The sequence below is a fragment of the Gammaproteobacteria bacterium genome, assembly GCA_013001575.1.
Taxonomy (GTDB): Bacteria; Pseudomonadota; Gammaproteobacteria; order Steroidobacterales; family JABDMI01; genus JABDMI01.
Map to the genome: position 1 here is coordinate 1 of JABDMI010000005.1, position 18,385 is coordinate 18,385.

Here is an 18,385-nt window from a genome sequence, read left to right on the forward strand (position 1 = left end):
ACAAAATACATCATAAGCAGATTGGGGCTGCCGTAAGCGCCGGTCGAACTGATAAAGTAATTAACCGCGGTGAGCACGACCAAAATATTGGTCAAGGTAAAGTATTGGCTTTTGTAAATTGATTGCATTAGTTAATTGTACGCCTGGAGTGGGTGATTTCTTCTGTGATTACTGCGGTGATTCCGGTGTAACGTCTGATGGTTTTTTTGAGTTGACCAATTGCAGCTTACTCTCATCATAGGTCACCCATCCGGCGGCCGAACTTGCCTCAACACGTAACACCGAACGTGTTTTGCCTTTGAGTTGTGACAAAACGCTAATGACCTCGCCTTTGGGAACTGTGCCGACAACCTTGGCGTCTTTACAGTCTTCCATGCATTCGATGGTGTTATATAAATTTATAGGTTCAAGCACCAGCACTTGGGGTTTTTGTTTTCCTATACCGCCCGACAAGAACAGTAACAACATGAAGGAAATACAAAAGATCAATGCAAAGGCAGTTTTCATGCTCCGATTATACCGCGCTACCTGAAATGGTCTCTGGAACTGGCGCTGGGATGGCCCGGCGTGACACCACCTCAAAACGCCAGGTGAGCAACACCGCGGCAACGGCCAGTCCAATAACCAGACCGAACCACACCATATTCGGGCCCATGGATTTGTGAATACCCAGATACCAGGCAACCACAAACCCGATGGCCCAATAGGAAAACAGATTCATGTACATGGGGATCTGGGTATCTTTAAACCCACGCAATGCCCCACTGGCAGCAACCTGAATGCCGTCAACGATCTGGAAGGCCGCCGCCATACCCAACAATCCGATCGCGACCTTTGCCACGGCTGGATCGTCGGTGTAAAAGCCAATGATCTGGGTGGCGAACACGATCATGATGAGAGCTGAAACCGTCATGAACCCGGTGGCCAGCACCATGCCGGTATGACCCGCAGTGCGTGCCTCGCGCACTTTACCCTGACCGAGTAATTGTCCAACCACCGATGTATTCGCCATACTCATGGCGAATGGCACCATGAACATGAACGCGGCGTAGTTGATCGCAACCTGATGCGCGGCAATAATATTCTTGCCCAAACTTCCCATCAGCAAAGCCGCACAACTGAATAATCCAACTTCGGCCACGATGCTTACCCCGATCGGAAAACCCAGTTTCAAGATCTCATAGATCGAGCTCGCACTGGGCCATTCAAAATGACTGAAGATCTTGAGTGGCTTGTAACGGTAATGCCCGCTCACATACCAAAGCATAACAATCGCCATCAAGGACAGAGTGATCGCCGAGGCAATGCCACAGCCAACGGCACCCAGTTCGGGAAATCCGAAATGCCCGTAGATCAAGGCCCAGTTCAAAAACACATTCAATACTGCTGCCAGCAAGGAAATGTACATTACCGGTCGGGTATGCCCGATGCCTTCACTGCTCATGCGAAAACTCATGTATACATAAGAAAGCGGCAAGCCATAAACGATTGCACTCAAATATCCGTCCGCCAGTTCCACAATCTCTGGCTCGAGATTAAACGCCTCAAACACCGTTTCGCAATACTGACCCGCAATCGCCAGAGGAATCGACACCATCACGGCCAGCCACAAGGTTTGACGTAAATAATGGCCGGCCTTGGTAAATTCATTTTTACCAAAATACTGGGCTGTGATCGGACTCAGGGCCATAATAATGCCCATACCGGTCAGGAATAATATCGTCCAAACCGCCCCGCCGGCAGCCACCGCGGCAAGGGTATCGGTGCTGTGCTGGCCCGACATGATGGTGTCGGCGAGGTTCATGCTCATGATGGCCAGATTATTTATGATCAACGGCCATCCAATACTTAATATCGAGCCGGCATGCTCCTTATTAAAAAGGGTTTTGAATGATTTCATGATAATTAAAGCTCGATCTCGGGATCAGAAACCGAGCTTGTCCCAGTCCTTGGCGTCAATGATGCGTTTTAATTCGCTGGCAATACGTTGATATTCATCGAACTGGTATTGCCCCTGCGCCCATAATACACCTTGTTTAAAATCACCGCCGGTCTGGCAAGAAGAATCGAACATACAAAAAACATTCAGGGCCATACTGCCCTGTGCACAATTTTTTTCGTAACCCTGTTCACAGGCCAATAGCATCCAGGCTTCTTGTTGTTTAAATCGATGCCCGTCTGGATAAAATAAATTTAAATGCTCGGCCATCGACATCAGGGTTTCCGGATTGGTCTGTCCGTTTTGCATGAATTCTTTAACCTGATCGCGGTATAGCTGTTTGGCCTGATCGCGCAATTTGATTGCCGCCTCTGATCTTTGTTCATCACTGGCAGAAAGATAGTTTTCATCCGTGGCAAACAGTTCTTGTGACAGTAGACTGTAACCGGAGATAACAAATGCATTCGGATTTTTAGCTTCCGCCGCTTTATCAAACCAGTCGCGCGAATCACCCAGCGCTTTGAGTTTATCGGCTTCCAGGGTTTTGCAACGTTTTGAAGCATCCACCACCATGGGTAACAGCTCGGTCATTTGCGCCTGTTGTTCCGGGCTTGAGGCCGCCCGTGCACCACTGAACATCGCGATCAATTGGCTTTCCGGGGTCTCATAAAGATAAGCGCACATTTCCGTGACCTGGCCAATGGCGTAGTCGGCCCAGGACTCACCGGCTTCGGAGAGTTGCAATAACTCATCCAGCTGTTGATTTAAATCTTTATCCGAAAAGATCAATCCTAGTACCGATTGTTTACCATCTTTGATCGCTTGTAAGTCTGCCGATAAACCTGTAGCCAGCGGTTCTGGAATTTCTTTTTCCTGAATCTCTAGCGGCTCATCGAATTCCCTTACAGTTTCTAACTCGAGTTCCTGGTCTGAAGTCTCAACGGATTCTTGCACCGCTTGCAATGTTTCACTCGTTGCCGGCGCACTCTGACCCGGTTTCAGGATCAGGGTAAACGCTACCAAGGCCAGTACAAAACCTAGCCCCAGAATCAGAAATGTGGATTTTTTGGAGATCATGGCTGCTCATTATAGTGTTTTTAGTTACGGGCTGACCGACAGGTGCTGTGGGTGACCTATAATGGTTTCTTTTTAATTTTGACCGGGAGTCAGACATGAGTTTTTCCAATCCCAACCGGGTTGCCATAGTGGCCGCCAATCGTATTCCATTTGCCCGGGCACACGGCGCCTACGCCAGCGTCGGGAACGAAGACATGATGACCGTGGCCTTACGCGGACTGGTCGAAAAAACCGGATTACAGGGACAACGTCTGGGTGATGTGTCACTGGGTGCGGTGATCAAACATTCCAAAGACTGGAATCTGGCGCGCGAATCGGTTTTGGGCAGTGGTCTGTCACGCGAAACTCCGGCCTTTGATATCCAGCGCGCTTGTGGCACCGGTTTATCCGCCGCGATCCAGATCGCGAATAAAATAGCCCTCGGTCAGATCAACGCCGGTATTGCCGGTGGTTGCGACACGGTCAGTGATGCGCCTATTGTGTATGCACGCGACTATCAACAATTATTATTGCGCCTTAATCGACAACGCGACTGGAAAGGCAAACTCAAAACCGCATTAGGTATTCGCCCGCGCCATTTTAAACCCGAGTTTCCCGGCGTGACCGAACCTCGCACCGGCCTGTCGATGGGTGAAAGCTGTGAGGTCATGGCCAAAGAATGGGGCATTAGTCGTGAAGCCCAGGATCAGTTGGCTCTGGACAGTCATTTAAAAACAGCCGCCGCCTACGCCGAAGGATTTTATCAAGACCTGGTTACGCCCTATCTGGGACTAGAAAAAGACAACAACATGCGGGCCGACAGCAGCATGGAAAAACTCGCCAAACTCAAACCGGCCTTTGATCGCAAATCCGGTAATGGCACCTTGACCGCAGGCAACAGCACGCCCCTAACCGATGGTGCCTCCTGTGCATTGCTGGCCACCGAAAGTTGGGCGCGCGAACACAACTTGCCGGTCATGGCCTACCTGTCGCATTGCGAAGTGGCCGCCGTGGATTTTCTGGGAGGTGAAGGTTTGCTCATGGCTCCGGCCTATGCCGTTTCTCGCATGCTGGATAAAGCAGACCTGACCTTTGAAGATTTTGACTTGTTTGAGATCCACGAGGCGTTTGCCGCACAAGTTCTGTGCACACTGGCCGCCTGGGAATCCGACGAATTCTGTCGTGAACGCTTGGGTCGCGACACAGCATTAGGCTCCATCGATCGCAGCAAACTCAATCCCAAAGGCAGTAGTCTGGCACAAGGACATCCGTTTGGCGCCACCGGTACCCGCATTCTGGGCATTGCCGCCAAACAATTGCAAGCACGCGGCTCGGGTCGTGCCCTCATCTCGATCTGCACCGGCGGCGGCATGGGCGTGACGGCAATACTGGAAGCAAATTGATCAGTCTGAAAGTCGAACCGTCCTTATTGAACGCGTTCAAGCAACAATGCGCATTAAACGGCTTAAGTTATCAAACACAGATCAAGAACCTGATGCGTGAATGGTTAAACATAGAACCAAGTTAATCTAAAAAGTTAATTTAAAAACGTTTTTACCCGATGTTTGAATTCTGGCTTGGACACAATGTTGATGTGATCACTGGCCGGAATAACGACTTGCTGGTCGGGACCTTTCCAGGCCGAACATAAGCGGCGCGCGTGTTGAGTCGGCACAATGCGATCGGTCTCGGCGATCAGACACAAGACCGGTTCATCGATATTCGGTGCCAGGGTCAGGGAGTCGAAGCGCTCGGTCATTATCAGGGACACTGGCAACCAGGGATAATAGCCCTGGGCAACACTGGCGATGCTGTCATAGGGAGTGATCAGAACCACTTTTGCCACCTCGCGTTCACTCGCCACATAACTCGCGATTCCGCTGCCCAGACTGCGACCCATTAACACAACACGCTGAGGACTAACTCCGAGCGTATTGACAACGTGATCAAAAATGGCCAGTGCATCGCTTTTGAGTGCGGCTTCACTGGGTGCGCCCGAGCTCTTGCCATAGCCGCGGTAATTCATGAGCAAATAGTCGCTTATCCCGTGGGCAGCAAACCACGTTTGGTGATGCGACACCTCTTCGGCATTTCCCCCGTAGTAAATAACAAAGGGCTTTTCCTGCGTGCCAATACTGTGTTGCATCCAGCCGTGTAACTTAAACCCATCAATGTCGATGTCAAATCTGGAATGCTTGAATTGTGCGGTGTAGGCCGGGTCTTCCGGAACGGGAATGAACAGCATGTTCTTTTGTTGAGTAAACATATACCCGCAGATCAGCAGATAGAGGCCGACCAACAAGAGCAGCGTGAATTTGATGAACTTAAGCATATATTTTCCTGTCCTGGCTGTTTAAGTCTTGCACATTGCGGCTGAGTCAGCCATTATTAGTAGTTAAGTAATAAAAAATATTATAAGCGAGGAGCTTACATGCAAGCCTTTACCGAGATCATCACGAACATCAACAATATCTTATGGCACAAGTATGTGCTTTTCACCATTGTTGGTACGGGGATTCTGTTCACAATTTGGTCAGTGTTTTCCCAATATCGCGCACTTACCCACGGAACGGCTGTTTTGCGTGGCAAATACGACGATAAGAATGATCCCGGAGCGATCAGTCATTTCCAGGCCTTGTCCGCCGCCTTATCGGCTACGGTTGGTTTGGGTAACATTGGCGGGGTCGCGCTGGCTATCGCACTCGGTGGTCCGGGGGCCGTATTCTGGATGTGGTTGGTTGGTCTCTTGGGCATGGCGATCAAACTCACCACCGTGACCTTATCCATGCTTTACCGTGACACCAGTCGACCGGGTGAACCGCGAGGCGGACCCATGTATGTGGTCAGCAAAGGTCTGGCCAATCTCAATCCTAAGTGGGCAAGTTTAGGGAAATTCCTGGGTGGGGTTTTCTGTATCACCTTGCTGACCTCGGCCGTGACCGGCGGCAACATGTTCCAGGCTTGGAACGTGGCCGATCTCTCACAAGAATATTTTGGAATTCCAAAAATGGCCACCGGAATTATATTGGCCGTGATTGTGGCGGCGGTGATCATTGGCGGTATTAAACGTATCGGTTCAGTGGCCGGTCGCCTGGTTCCATTCATGGTGGTCTTGTACATTCTTGCCGGTAGCGTTGTATTGATCAGTAACGCTGGCGACATCATTCCAATGTTCAAGCTCATTGTGCATTCCGCCTTTAATCCACATGAAGCCGCCGGTGCCTTTATTGGTGGAACGGTAGCAACCGCTTTTGCTTTGGGCATGAAACGCGCCTTATTCTCCAACGAAGCCGGGCAAGGTTCTTCGCCAATTGCTCACTCCGCCGCACGTACCAAAGAACCGGTGCGCGAAGGCATTGTGGCGGGTATGGAACCTTTCATTGATACCATTGTGGTTTGTACTTTCACCGCTTTGATCATTTTATCGACCGGTATCTGGAATCGTCCGGCCGAAGCTAACTTCCCGTCAGTCCCACAAGTTGTACCGGGTGCCGAGCTTGGTTTGTGGACCATTGAAGACACCGACCTTCCGAAGCTTAAAAACGAGAGTGACACTTTAAATGCGGGTAGCACGGTGTATTTGTATCTGGAAGGTAAAGAGAATATGGCCACCGGCAACAACCTGCACCAACTTGCCGGTAATGTTGTGGAAAAAGAAGGCCGCTTGAAAGTTGCGTGGAGCAGTGTCTCGAGTGATTCGCAACCCAAAGTGAAAGACGGAGAGGTTTACAAAAACCTGGTTGGGGCCACACTCACCGCCAAAGCTTTTGATTCGGTCACCCCCGGTATGGGTAAATGGCTGGTCACTTTAGCGTCCTGGCTGTTTGCGATCTCGACCATGATCTCCTGGAGTTACTACGGTGAGCAAGGCATGATCTATTTGCTGGGTGAAAAATCGGTTACACCCTATAAACTGGTTTATTGTGCTTTGATCATTCTGGCCACAACCAACTTGATCCAGACCACCTCACAACTCGACAACTTCAGTAGTCTGGGGACCGGGGTGATGCTGTGGATCAACATTCCGATCACGCTGATCTTTGGATATCAGGCCATGAAAGCCTACAAGAATTACATCCATCGACTCAAGAATGGTCAAATTGGTGATGATCATGAGGCTCCCACACTGGAAGAACTGCTTTCGAGCAATACCAAGTAAATAAACCATAAAAACAGTTAGTTACAGCCGCCGTCTCTGTGAGTCGGCGGTTTTTTTATGCCGCATAGCGTCTTGGTAATTGACATACATACCAGTCGGTATGTATGATTCGGTTTCCACACAATCAATTACTCCGATCATGCCCAGCGCACAAAAACTCAAAGCCGACCAAACGCGCCAGCAAATTCTTGAAGCCGCCTTTTTGGAAATCCATCAACAAGGCTTTCGCTCAGCCTCGCTGGGAAATATTCTAAAAAAGACCGGGGTCACCAAAGGCGCTTTGTATCATCACTTTCCGAATAAACAAGCCCTCGGGTATGCCGTGTTTGACGAAATCATTGTGCCGCAATCACAGGAACGCTGGGCTCGCTTGCAAAACCCGGTAAACAATCCTGTGGATGTACTCCTCGACATTGGGCAGGAATTAATTCGCGACATGACCTTTGAAGCGATCCAGTTGGGTTGCCCGATCTGTAATTTGATCCAGGAAATGTCGAGCGTGGACCACGGTTTTCATGCACGCTTTAAAACTTTTCAGGACGAGTGGCGCAAACAACTGAGTGAGGCCATTCTACGCGGTCAACTACAAGGACTGATCATTAAAGAAGTGAATCCCAATGCGGTCGCTTCTTTTTTAATTGCCTGTCACGACGGTGCTGCAAGCGTTGGCAAGGCCACGCATGACATCAACGAATACAAAAATTGTGTTAATGAAACCAGGCGTTACTTAAATAATTTGCGCAGTAAACAACAGGGATAATTCTCATGGACAACAAAAACAACAGTCTGGCATACGGAAAACTGGATGCGCGAGTCATGCAATTTGCCAACCGGGTACTGGACCATCGTATTTGGGTAATACTCGCAACTCTGATCATTGTTGCGGTCTCGACCATTGGCTTCAAAAACTATCAAATGTACACCGATTTTCGGATGTTTTTTGGCGAAGACAATCCGCAATTGCTGGCCTTTGATGAACTCGAAGACACCTATGAGAAAAACGATGTATTGCTGTTCATTATTGAGCCTGCGGGTGGCAAGGTCTTTGACTCAGAAGTATTAGCCGCGATCGAGGACCTGACCGAGCGGGCCTGGACTCTTAAATACAGTTCCCGAATCGACTCCATCACCAATTTTCAGCACACCTACGCCGAAGACGATGATCTGATCGTGGAGGATCTTGTCTCCTACGCCAGCGACTTGAGCCCGGAAGAGTTGGCCGAAAAAGAACACATCGCCCTGAACGAACCGGCCTTGATCAATCGCATCATTTCGCAAGCCGCCGACGTCACCGGCGTCAGTGTGACCTATCAGGTTCCGGACGAGAGTGTGCAAGCGACCCTGGAAGCCTATTACGAAGGTGTCGCCTTGCGTGACGCGATGGAAAAGGACTACCCCTTCCTGAATATCAGACTCTCGGGTTTTGTGGCTATGGATGGCGCGTTTTTTGAAGCTTCCGAAGGCGACAATACCGGACTTGGCCCTTTGATGTTCCTGGGCATATTACTGATGTTGGCACTGCTTTTACGCAGTCTGGTTGCAACCGGCGTCAGTTTATTCGTTATCTTGTTCTCAGTGGCCATCGGGTTTGGCGTGCCTTTATGGCTGGGTCTGAAAGTGACTTCGGCCTCGGCGGTCGCGCCCTTGATGATCATGACCCTGGCGGTTGCCGACTGTGTGCATTTGCTCGTGACCCTGTTGCAAGGGCTAGGCAACGGAATGCAAAAACGTGCCGCGATCATTGAGTCGGTACGGGTGAATTTCTTGCCCATCATGCTCACCAGTGTGACCACCGCGATTGGTTTCATGATGATGAATTTCTCGGATTCACCGCCTTTCCGTCACCTTGGCAATATCGTCGCTTTGGGCGTCATTATGGCATTCATTCTGTCAGTTACATTCTTGCCGGCGATGATCTCCTACTTGCCATTGAAAGCTAAAATGCGTCAGGATAATTTTTTGAATACCTTTATGGATCGCCTGGCGGACTTTGTGGTTACTCGCCACAGTGCCTTATTGTTTATCGGTATCGTTTTAAGCATTGTGACCTTGACCTTTATTCCTCGCAATGAACTGAATGACGAATGGGTCAAGTATTTTTCCACTGACACCGACTTCAGGCAAGACACCACCTTTGCAATGGAACGCCTGGCTGGCATGTACCAGATCGCCTACTCGGTCAAGTCGAATGAGGTCGGCGGTGTTGCGGAACCGGAGTATTTACACAAGCTGGCCGAATTTAAAGAATGGTTTGAACAACAACCCGGGGTGCGTCATGTGGATAGCATGAGCGAAACCTTTGCGCGTTTAAATAAAAACATGCACGGTGATGACCCGGCCTATCAACGCATTCCCGAAAGTCGCAAACTCGCGGCACAATATTTATTACTGTATGAGATGTCTTTACCCCTGGGACTGGACATTAACAATCGCATGGACATTGACAAGTCACAAAGCCAGTTTGTGGTTTCACTCGGGCAATTGTCGACCAATGAGATTCGCGCCCTGGCCTTGGCCGGTGAAGACTGGATCAAAGAAAATGCACCCGAACTCAGTGCCAGTGCCACTGGCGGCTCTGTGATGTTCTCGTATTTATCCGAACGCAATATCAAAGGCATGTTACGCGGCACCTTGCTCGGTCTGGTACTCATTTCAGGGCTTTTGATCATTGCCTTACGCAGTGTAAAAATGGGGCTGATCAGTTTATTGCCCAACTTGTTACCAGCCGGTTTGGCCTTTGGCTTATGGGGCTTGCTGGTCGGACAGGTCAACATGGCTTCATCGATCGTGACCTGCATGGTGCTGGGGATCGTGGTTGATGATACCGTGCATTTCTTGAGTAAGTACTTACGCGCACGGCGTGAAAAAGGTCTGGATGCCAATGCCGCGGTGCGGTTTGCCTTTTCTTCGGTGGGCACTGCCCTGTTGGTCACAACCCTCATATTGATGTTCGGGTTTGGCATTCTGGCGCAATCCGACTTTAATTTAAATGCCTCACTCGCACGCCTGACAGCCCTGGCCATCGGTCTTGCCCTGGTTGTGGACTTCCTTTTACTCCCGCCCTTACTGATCAAACTGGACAACAAACCTCGTGGCGCCGGCAAAACTGAACTCGAAACAAATATTCCACTCGAATCATCTGTACAAGGAGCTTGATTCATGAAACTTACCCATACTTTTACCACTGCACTTGCCTTGATCTTTTTCGCAGGGCAATTCTCCTCACCAATTCTGGCCGCAGAGCCATTATCTGCACAGGAACTTTCCGCCGAGCAAAAAGGCCTGGCGATTGCCACAAAAGCCTACGAGATCGATAAAGGCTGGGGCGACTCATCCTCAACCATGCAAATGATCTTGCGCAAGAAAAAAGGCCAGGAACGCACGCGTGAAATGCGCAGCCGTAGTATCGAGATAGTCGGCGATGGCGATCGCGGAATTATTATTTTTGATGATCCGGCCGATGTAAAAGGCACCGCAATGCTCACGCATTCACACAAAGTCGAGTCTGACGATCAATGGTTATTCTTACCCGACCTCAAGCGCGTAAAACGCATTTCCTCCAGCAACAAGTCCGGCGCTTTCATGAGCAGCGAATTTGCTTATGAAGACATGGGCTCACAGGAAGTGGAAAAATACACCTATAGATTCATACGCGACGAAAACATCGATGGTCGCGATTATTTTGTCATCGAAAGAAAACCCGTGGACAGAAAATCCGGATACACCAAACAGATCACCTGGATCGACCAGGAAACCTATCGCATGCACCGAGTGGAATTTTATGACCGTAAATCCGCTTTACTTAAAACCCTGAACGCCAGTGAATATAAACTTTACCTGGACAAATACTGGCGCCCTGGCCGCATGGACATGCAAAATCATATAACCGGAAAAAGCACCACGCTTTTATTCAAGGACTATCAGTTTGCCAACGGTTTTGAAGAAAAAGACTTCACCAAGACCAGTTTAAAGAAGGCAAAATAAATACACCCTCATTGCTGTGCAAGCATTTATCAATACACCGGTTCAATAAATCTTAACCCGGATGTCGCCTGCCTGGGAAAACCTAATGAATGCATTCGTATTTTCTATCTTATCTGCAAAGCTGCGTGTCCGGGCTATGCTGTTGTGCGTTTTGATATCGAGCTTCTCGACCTCGCTACAGGCCATTGAATGGGACACAGAACTTAGCGCCGAAATTCGTTCATTCCTGCATGAACCACTCAATCCCTTGCAGGCGAATGAAAACTTTTCCGTAAGCCTGGAAAGCGAGTTTTATTACGATTGGGACGACGACAATCAACGCTTATTGATCAAACCGTTCATGCGTTGGGACAGCCAGGACAGTGAACGCAGTCACGTGGACCTGCGAGAGTTTTATTGGCGAAAAACCTTTAGCCAGTTAGACATGGATCTGACCCTTGGATTAAACAAGGTTTTTTGGGGCGTGACCGAATCTGTGCATCTGGTGGATATTATTAACCAGACCGATGGCGTTGAAAATCTCGACGGCGAAGACAAACTCGGTCAGCCGATGGTCAATCTGACTCTGGATAAAGACTGGGGGGTGCTGGATGTTTTTGTGCTGCCGTATTTTCGCGAGCGCACCTTCGCAGGTCAGGAAGGACGTCCCGGCTTTCCTTTAACAATTAATCTCGACAAGGCCCTGTACGCATCCGGCGCTGAAAAAAAGCATGTGGATGTGGCATTGCGATATTCACAAGTCTTTGGTGATTGGGATATTGGTATTGCGCATTTTTCCGGAACCAGTCGTGAACCCGACCTGGTGCCGACTTTTGACCTCAGCGGTGCATCCTTAACGCCGTTCTACGACCAGATCGAACAAAGCAGTATTGATCTGCAGGCAACCCTGGAAAACTGGCTCTGGAAACTGGAGGCCATCACACGCGATGCCGAACACAGCGATCGTTATTTTGCTTTTGCCGGCGGCTTTGAATACAGTTTTTACGACCTCGGACAAAAGGGGGTCGATCTTGGTTTGATCGGGGAATACCTGTTTGATGACCGCAAGGAGTATGCCAGTTCGGCTTTTCAGAACGACGTATTTCTGGGCGGACGATTTGCCTTTAATGATGAGAACAATACCGACCTGCTCGCCGGACTCGCCTTTGATATGGATAATCAATCCAGATTCTTAAGTATTGAAGGGTCCAGTCGCATCGGGCAAGACATGCGCGTCAGTCTGGAAGTGCGCCTGTTCAGTGTGGACGATACTCGGGATATACTGTATTCGGTTCGCAATGACGATTACTTCGGGATAAATCTGACTCGCTTTTTCTAATAAAAATTGCAGCAACACCGCCGAAACCAATATACTGAAAAAAAATAATCAGGTTTCGTATGTCCGCACCCCAAATGAGTGAAAGCAAGAATTATCGGACTTTAGTCTTGTGGCTATTGACCCTGGTCTATGTGATGAACTTCATCGACCGTCAGATCATCGGCATTTTATCGCCATCAATAAAAGCGGAACTCGGGTTCAGTGACGGTCAACTTGGCTTGTTAAAAGGCTTCGGCTTTGCCTTGTTATACACCACGGTAGGCATTCCGATCGCGTGGCTGGCTGATCGCTACTCGCGGGTAAAAATTGTCACCGTATCCCTGACCTTATGGAGTGGTTTTACCGCCCTCACGGGCATGGCTGGTAATTTCTTGATGATGTTGGCGGCTCGTACCGGGGTGGGCATCGGCGAGGCCGGCGGCTCCCCTCCTTCCCATTCCATCATCTCTGACCTTTACCCCAAAGAGCAACGCGCTTCTGCCTTGGGTGTGTATTCACTGGGTATTCCGGTGGGCATTGCCTTTTCGTACATTTTGGCCGGCATGTTGGTGGAAAGCCTGGGCTGGCGCGGCACCCTGATCTGTTTAGGTGTAGCGGGAATCGTTTTGGCGTTTGTGCTGGTGCTGGTGGTGAAAGAACCCAAACGCGGGCAACTGGAAGGCAAGAACATCCAACTCAAACCCGTTGGCATCGGGGAATCCATTGCGACCCTGACCAAGATTCCCAGTTGGTGGGCCATGTGTATGGGAATCGCCTGGGTGAGCTTTGGTGGTTACGCCGTGGCTAACTGGGGCATTGACTACATTGTTCGCTACATGCCTGAATACATGCCAGGCGCCGAGGAAGGTAAGTTTGGCTGGTTGATGCTGATGTATGGCTTGATCCATTTGATCGGCTACGGTGCTGGCACTTACTACGGTGCATTGATCACGGAAAAACTGGCGCATAAAAATATCAGCGCTTACGGCTGGATGCCCGGAGCCGTTTTGTTTATCGGCGTGCCGGCATTGATTGCTGCCTTCTGGGTAGAAAGCATCAATTTACATCTTTTGTTTATTACCATTTATTTAATTGCTGCAGGCTTCTACCTGGGGCCAAGCTTTGCCGCTGCGCAAACTCTCGCGCCAATTAACATGCGGGCGATGTCTACGGCTTTGTTCTTTTTGATCCTGAACTTGATCGCCCTGGGTGGCGGACCAACCTATGTTGGCTACGCCAGTGAAATGCTCACGGCACAACACGGTGAAGTGCACGCATTGCGCCTGGCGATCACCACCCTTGTGGTCCCGTATATTATTTCGATTATTGCCTTCTTTTGGGCAGCCAAGACCTTACCCAAAGATTGGAAAGAAGCAGAAGCGAGAAATAAACAAATGGCCATGGATAGTTCATAACAAGGGAAATCGATTACACGGAATAACCGGTTTAAATAAATTCAATCCAGTACCAGTCCGTAAGCCACATCATCGCGCCACTCATCACCGATCTTGAAGTCGGATTTAAAGTGTCCTTCTTTTTGCATGCCGAGTTTTTGCATAATGCGTTCCGACGCGGCATTTCCAGCGTCGCAATAAGCAACATACTTATGCACGGGGTATTTAGACGACAGATGACGCATTAATAAGGTGGCTGCATGGGTAGCGAGGCCTTTGCCCCAAACATCCGGATGCATTTTCCAGCCAATTTCAAGCACTTCGGCGAGTTTATTTTTATATCGATAAAATGCCAGACCCATTAAGTCATCATCGTCCAACCGTCGCACCCCAAAACCGTGCCAGGCATTTTCCTCTTCAGACCATGGCCTGATCAAGGCCTGAAAAAATTTCTCGACTTCCGGATCCGCTTGTGGAACTCGAATATATTTGTTGATCTCAACATCCTGTTGCAAATAAAAAAATCGCGGCCTGTCGGATTCTGAAATTGCACTTAGGCCGATCTGTTCATTTTTTATTAAAAATTCCTGCATAACAGCTACATTTGAGTATAAACAAGTCATCCTATTAATGATTTCGATTATTATAGCAATATGAAAAAAGGCCTTTTACTCATAAACCTCGGAACACCCGCAGCACCGACTAAACAAGCGGTCAAAATTTACCTTAAACAGTTTCTTTCTGACCCCAATGTGGTGAGTTTGCCAAAATTTCTATGGCAGCCCATTCTCAATGGCATCGTATTAAAAACCCGTCCGGCCAAAAGTGCTGAAGCCTATGCAAAGATCTGGACAGACCGGGGCTCGCCATTGTTAGTGCATGCCTATGATCTCGCACACAAGACCGAGTTATTCTTGAATCATCAAAGCGAAGACGATTGGCATGTCGCGGTCGGTATGAGTTACGGGTGCCCGTGTATTCGTAATGGTTTACAAAAACTCAAAGCCGCCGGCGTTGAAGAAATTTCAATCTTGCCCATGTACCCCCAGTATTCAACCGCGACCACAAAATCGGTGTATGCCGACATCCAGAAACTTGTCGATCAGGGTTTTGATCTGCCTGCGCTAAAACAGATCCCGCCGTATTACCAACATCCCGATTACATTACGGCCCTGGCGGATTCGATCAGTGCGTATCGCGCGGAACATGGTTCGCATGCAAAACTTTTGCTTTCCTATCACGGCTTGCCTGAAAGTTATGTAAAAAAAGGCGACCCCTATCAAGAGCAATGCAATCGAACCACCGAGTTATTAGTAGAGCAGCTTGGCCTGCAAGACGATGACTATCTTATGACCTTTCAATCCCGTTTTGGCGCCGCAAAATGGTTGCAACCCTATACCGATGTTACGCTGGAAAAACTGGCCCAAAATGGCACTGCAGAAATAGATACCGTTTGTCCAGGCTTTGCCGCCGACTGTCTAGAAACCCTCGAAGAGATCGCTATCCAGAATGCGGAGCTGTATTATGAAAAAGGTGGAAGGAGTTTGCGTTATATACCTGCATTAAATGCCAGTGAGCAACACGCTCAATTAATGAGCAATCTGGCCTTAAACACCGGTATAGCGCTGGACAATAATACTATTATTAAGCATGCACGCTGCACTTGAACTGACAGAAAGTAACCCGCTCAGCAAACTTCGGTTTCTGGAGCTTAGTGTGCCTGCCGCAAATGTCCTCAACTCCCTGACCTTTTTTCAACAATTGGGCTTTACCTCGATACACACCAACGACATCTGGAATTATCCTTATGGCGTGATCAGTGATGGTCGTTGTTTTATCGGCCTGCACGATGCCAATCATTACCAGGTCACCGGCGAGCATCCTCGCCTGAGTTTTGTGCACGAGCACGTCGCCCCACTTTTAAACGGTTTGCAAGACAGTGATTTCTCAGTGCTGCACGCAGAAACCGATGAAGACCGTTTTCAACATGCCTCGCTCAAAGGCATCGACAATATCCCCTTACACATTATGGCGGCACGCAGTTTTTCTCCGCCATCCGGACATCAGCGTAAAGATTCATTACTCGGTTATTTTCGCGGTGTGGTTTTGCTGACCGCCAATTTGCACAAAGCTGAAAAATTCTGGAACGACGTGGGTTTACTGGTGATGCCGATTGAAGAAGAACAATGTTTGATGGTCTCATCTAATCGTCTGAATATGTTGCTGCTGGAAAAAAACGCCAGCGACCAATGCGGCTTGTTATTTGAACATCCTCAACCCGAATCCCTGTTCGCGCAATTTGCACGTTTTGGGATCACCCTGAAAGTCGGGGAAGACGATCTGGTCCTGGGCAGTGAATATCAATTTCGCACACCCGACGGTATGCCGATCTGGATTAGACGGGAAGCGTAATCTCTATCGCACCCACCAGCGACCCTGATCTTTAACCAGATCGCAAGCCACACCCTTGCTGTTGCGAATTTTTGCAACGGCCACATCGCCTTTCACAAACATCTCAAAGACCAGCTCCTCAGGCAATTCGGGGACCAGTTCATTGCGCATGTCGGTTTTGAGTTGTTTGCCTAATTGCTCACGCGCATCCGGATGAATAAAGGTTATGGCCTGCACGGCATTGCCTTCCTGAATTGCAGACCAAAAAGCTTCGGCTACATATTCCGGGTCAGTCAGATCGGCTTTTTGTGCACATGCCATTAATACGCTGGCAAGCAGTATTAAGCCGATTAAAAGACTCTTCTGGATCATGTTGTGCCCCGCTTTAAGCATTATTGTTGAGCCTCAAGTCGTTTTAGTTGATTACGCAAACTTTGACCAATGCCCAGATCGTCAAAAAAGCTGTTGAGTTTTTCAAATTTAGGTCCTTGCCAACGCAACTCATTCTCACACACATCCAGCGGCATTTCAGTTGCGATCTGGGTTAATTCGCGTGATCGGTAAACCAGATCCTTATGTTCCAGTAATTTAGCTCCCAGGGTTTTTGCTCCACGTACTTTGATGGTTGAAACCGTCGGGATGTTGGCATAGATATCATCCAGACAGGTAAAATTCTCCAGTAAGGCGGCGGCGGTTTTTTTGCCCACCCCGGGAATACCCGGAATATTATCCACCGCATCACCAGTGAGCGCGAGGAAGTCTGCGATGGCCTCGGGATGCACGCCAAAGTATTCTTTGATCTCGGAATATTCGATTGGAGGTTTTTTCAGATCCCAGAATTTGTCCCCGGGCTGAATCAGTTGGGTCAGGTCTTTATCGCGACTCACAATGGTAGACGCTTTACCCAGATCACGCATAAACACCGACAGTTTGCCGATAATGTCATCGGCTTCATAACGCGGACTGGAAAACACCGAGGTGCCCATCAAGGCGGCCGCCTGGCGACACAGGGCAAACTGCATTTTCAGGTCTTCGGGCGCCGGATCGCGGTTGGCTTTGTACTCGGGGTAAAGCTCGTTACGGAAAGATGTTGACAGGCTTTCATCAAAAGCCACCGCAATGTATTCGGGCTTTTGGCGTTCGAGAATATCGCCCAGAAACCGGCAAAAACCGTACAAGGCGTTGATCGGCGTGCCGTCTGGCGCCTGCATATCGGGCGGGATGGTGTAATAGGCGCGAAACACAAATACGCTGGCATCGACTAGATAGATCATGGCTGCAGTTTAGCGTAATTTATCGCACACTAGTATTTGTTAATTGTAAACAGGGAGATTCTTCTGAATCAATTCAACTCAAACGCCTTGCGTTCACGCAGTGGACTCGTTCTTGGAAAATGCGCCTGCAAGAACTCCATTTGGTCGGCGAGGATGCGGCGACCTTTGAGATAAATATATTCAGCGTGATTGGGTGTGAACGGGATAGCGAGCAATTGCATGCCGGCCTGTTCCGGCGTATTGCCGGCCTTGTGATTATTGCAACGCCTGCAGGCCGTAACCACGTTATTCCAGATATCCAGACCACCTTGCGAGATTGGCTTGATGTGATCACGCGAGAGTTGGGCGGACAAGAAACGCTTACCGCAATACAAACAAATATACGCATCGCGTTTAAATAATGTGCGATTATTCAAGGGCGGTGTGTATTTTTCGCGAACCTTGTTCAGCACATGGGTGTTGCCCTGGGTGGCGATAATGGATTGCACCTGCATACAACTTTGCAAGCCACTGAGTGCGTTGATGCCGCCGTGCAATTCGTACAGCACGGTTCCCAGGGTATATGCGATCTGGTCAAGGTGGTGCAGGCGGGCGGCTTCACGGTAATTGATCCATTCCAGCGGCATGCCGGAAATGTCCGTGCGTAAAACCTGCAATGACAAAAGCTTGTCAAGATGTTGCTGGCCGCGGTCGGGCGTTTGTACAATTGATTTTTTTCGCGTGGGCATAACTCAATTTTCCCTATAGTCTTTCAAAGGCCAGGCACAAGACAGCCAGAGTGAATTCTTTTATGCTTGTGCGACCAGATCCTATATGTCTTTATTCCAGATTTAGGGCCAGAATGCAAATTAATACCCGACACAAGCGAGATGTCGCAGACTCGGTCCAGGT

17 protein-coding genes are annotated in these 18,385 nt (G+C 49.1%); 9 read left to right on the top strand and 8 right to left on the bottom strand.

The window, feature by feature from the left end; translation table 11 throughout:
- Window positions 1–168: 168 nt before the first annotated feature.
- From HKN88_00285 to HKN88_00295, 3 genes are read right to left on the bottom strand one after another with little or no spacing between them, the layout of a single operon-like run.
- Window positions 169–507, bottom strand: coding sequence for a hypothetical protein (locus tag HKN88_00285; protein NNC96487.1), 339 nt, complete (start codon window positions 505–507; stop codon window positions 169–171).
- Window positions 508–514: 7 nt separating this feature from the next.
- Complete coding sequence (locus tag HKN88_00290; protein ID NNC96488.1) at window positions 515–1,900, bottom strand: MATE family efflux transporter; 1,386 nt, start codon at window positions 1,898–1,900, stop codon at window positions 515–517.
- A gap of 24 nt (window positions 1,901–1,924) precedes the next feature.
- Window positions 1,925–3,016: a hypothetical protein gene (locus tag HKN88_00295; GenBank protein NNC96489.1), complete on the bottom strand. Its 1,092-nt coding sequence runs from the start codon at window positions 3,014–3,016 to the stop codon at window positions 1,925–1,927.
- Between the two features lie 95 nt (window positions 3,017–3,111).
- On the opposite strand from HKN88_00295, the gene HKN88_00300 reads away from it, so the two are divergent.
- Window positions 3,112–4,398: an acetyl-CoA C-acetyltransferase gene (locus HKN88_00300; GenBank protein ID NNC96490.1), complete on the top strand. Its 1,287-nt coding sequence runs from the start codon at window positions 3,112–3,114 to the stop codon at window positions 4,396–4,398.
- A gap of 134 nt (window positions 4,399–4,532) precedes the next feature.
- On the opposite strand, the gene HKN88_00305 is transcribed toward HKN88_00300, so the two are convergent.
- The gene (locus HKN88_00305; protein NNC96491.1) at window positions 4,533–5,327 is read right to left on the bottom strand and encodes an alpha/beta fold hydrolase; all 795 of its coding nucleotides are present in this window, start codon (window positions 5,325–5,327) and stop codon (window positions 4,533–4,535) included.
- 99 nt (window positions 5,328–5,426) lie between these two features.
- Between HKN88_00305 and HKN88_00310 the strand changes: the two genes are divergently transcribed.
- The 6 genes from HKN88_00310 (at window position 5,427) to HKN88_00335 (ending at window position 13,850) form a co-directional block, all read left to right on the top strand.
- Window positions 5,427–7,154: a sodium:alanine symporter family protein gene (locus HKN88_00310; GenBank protein ID NNC96492.1), complete on the top strand. Its 1,728-nt coding sequence runs from the start codon at window positions 5,427–5,429 to the stop codon at window positions 7,152–7,154.
- 100 nt (window positions 7,155–7,254) lie between these two features.
- The gene (locus tag HKN88_00315) at window positions 7,255–7,914 is read left to right on the top strand and encodes a TetR/AcrR family transcriptional regulator (protein NNC96493.1); all 660 of its coding nucleotides are present in this window, start codon (window positions 7,255–7,257) and stop codon (window positions 7,912–7,914) included.
- 56 nt (window positions 7,915–7,970) lie between these two features.
- A complete protein-coding gene (locus HKN88_00320; GenBank protein ID NNC96494.1) occupies window positions 7,971–10,310 on the top strand; it encodes an MMPL family transporter in 2,340 nt (779 codons plus the stop codon).
- Between the two features lie 3 nt (window positions 10,311–10,313).
- Window positions 10,314–11,138, top strand: a complete 825-nt coding sequence (locus HKN88_00325; GenBank protein NNC96495.1) for an outer membrane lipoprotein-sorting protein — start codon at window positions 10,314–10,316, stop codon at window positions 11,136–11,138.
- Window positions 11,139–11,223: 85 nt separating this feature from the next.
- A complete protein-coding gene (locus HKN88_00330; GenBank protein ID NNC96496.1) occupies window positions 11,224–12,456 on the top strand; it encodes a hypothetical protein in 1,233 nt (410 codons plus the stop codon).
- A 59-nt stretch (window positions 12,457–12,515) separates the two neighbouring features.
- Window positions 12,516–13,850, top strand: coding sequence for an MFS transporter (locus HKN88_00335; protein ID NNC96497.1), 1,335 nt, complete (start codon window positions 12,516–12,518; stop codon window positions 13,848–13,850).
- Window positions 13,851–13,891: 41 nt separating this feature from the next.
- Here the strand turns inward: HKN88_00335 and HKN88_00340 are convergent, their stop codons facing one another.
- Complete coding sequence (locus HKN88_00340) at window positions 13,892–14,422, bottom strand: GNAT family N-acetyltransferase (GenBank protein NNC96498.1); 531 nt, start codon at window positions 14,420–14,422, stop codon at window positions 13,892–13,894.
- 60 nt (window positions 14,423–14,482) lie between these two features.
- Between HKN88_00340 and hemH the strand changes: the two genes are divergently transcribed.
- Together hemH and HKN88_00350 are read left to right on the top strand one after the other, a co-directional pair.
- Complete coding sequence (hemH, locus tag HKN88_00345; protein NNC96499.1) at window positions 14,483–15,496, top strand: ferrochelatase; 1,014 nt, start codon at window positions 14,483–14,485, stop codon at window positions 15,494–15,496.
- On the top strand, window positions 15,480–16,241 hold the full coding sequence (locus tag HKN88_00350; GenBank protein NNC96500.1) for a hypothetical protein: 762 nt from the start codon (window positions 15,480–15,482) through the stop codon (window positions 16,239–16,241). Before hemH ends, HKN88_00350 begins: the two co-directional genes overlap by 17 nt.
- A 3-nt stretch (window positions 16,242–16,244) precedes the next feature.
- On the opposite strand, the gene HKN88_00355 is transcribed toward HKN88_00350, so the two are convergent.
- The 3 genes from HKN88_00355 to HKN88_00365 all read right to left on the bottom strand — a co-directional run bounded on the left by HKN88_00355 (window position 16,245) and on the right by HKN88_00365 (window position 18,222).
- On the bottom strand, window positions 16,245–16,592 hold the full coding sequence (locus HKN88_00355) for a hypothetical protein (GenBank protein NNC96501.1): 348 nt from the start codon (window positions 16,590–16,592) through the stop codon (window positions 16,245–16,247).
- Window positions 16,593–16,612: 20 nt separating this feature from the next.
- Window positions 16,613–17,494 (bottom strand): hypothetical protein, encoded by an 882-nt coding sequence (locus tag HKN88_00360; protein ID NNC96502.1) that lies wholly within the window; start codon window positions 17,492–17,494, stop codon window positions 16,613–16,615.
- A gap of 68 nt (window positions 17,495–17,562) precedes the next feature.
- Window positions 17,563–18,222 (bottom strand): HNH endonuclease, encoded by a 660-nt coding sequence (locus HKN88_00365; protein ID NNC96503.1) that lies wholly within the window; start codon window positions 18,220–18,222, stop codon window positions 17,563–17,565.
- Window positions 18,223–18,385: the final 163 nt, after the last annotated feature.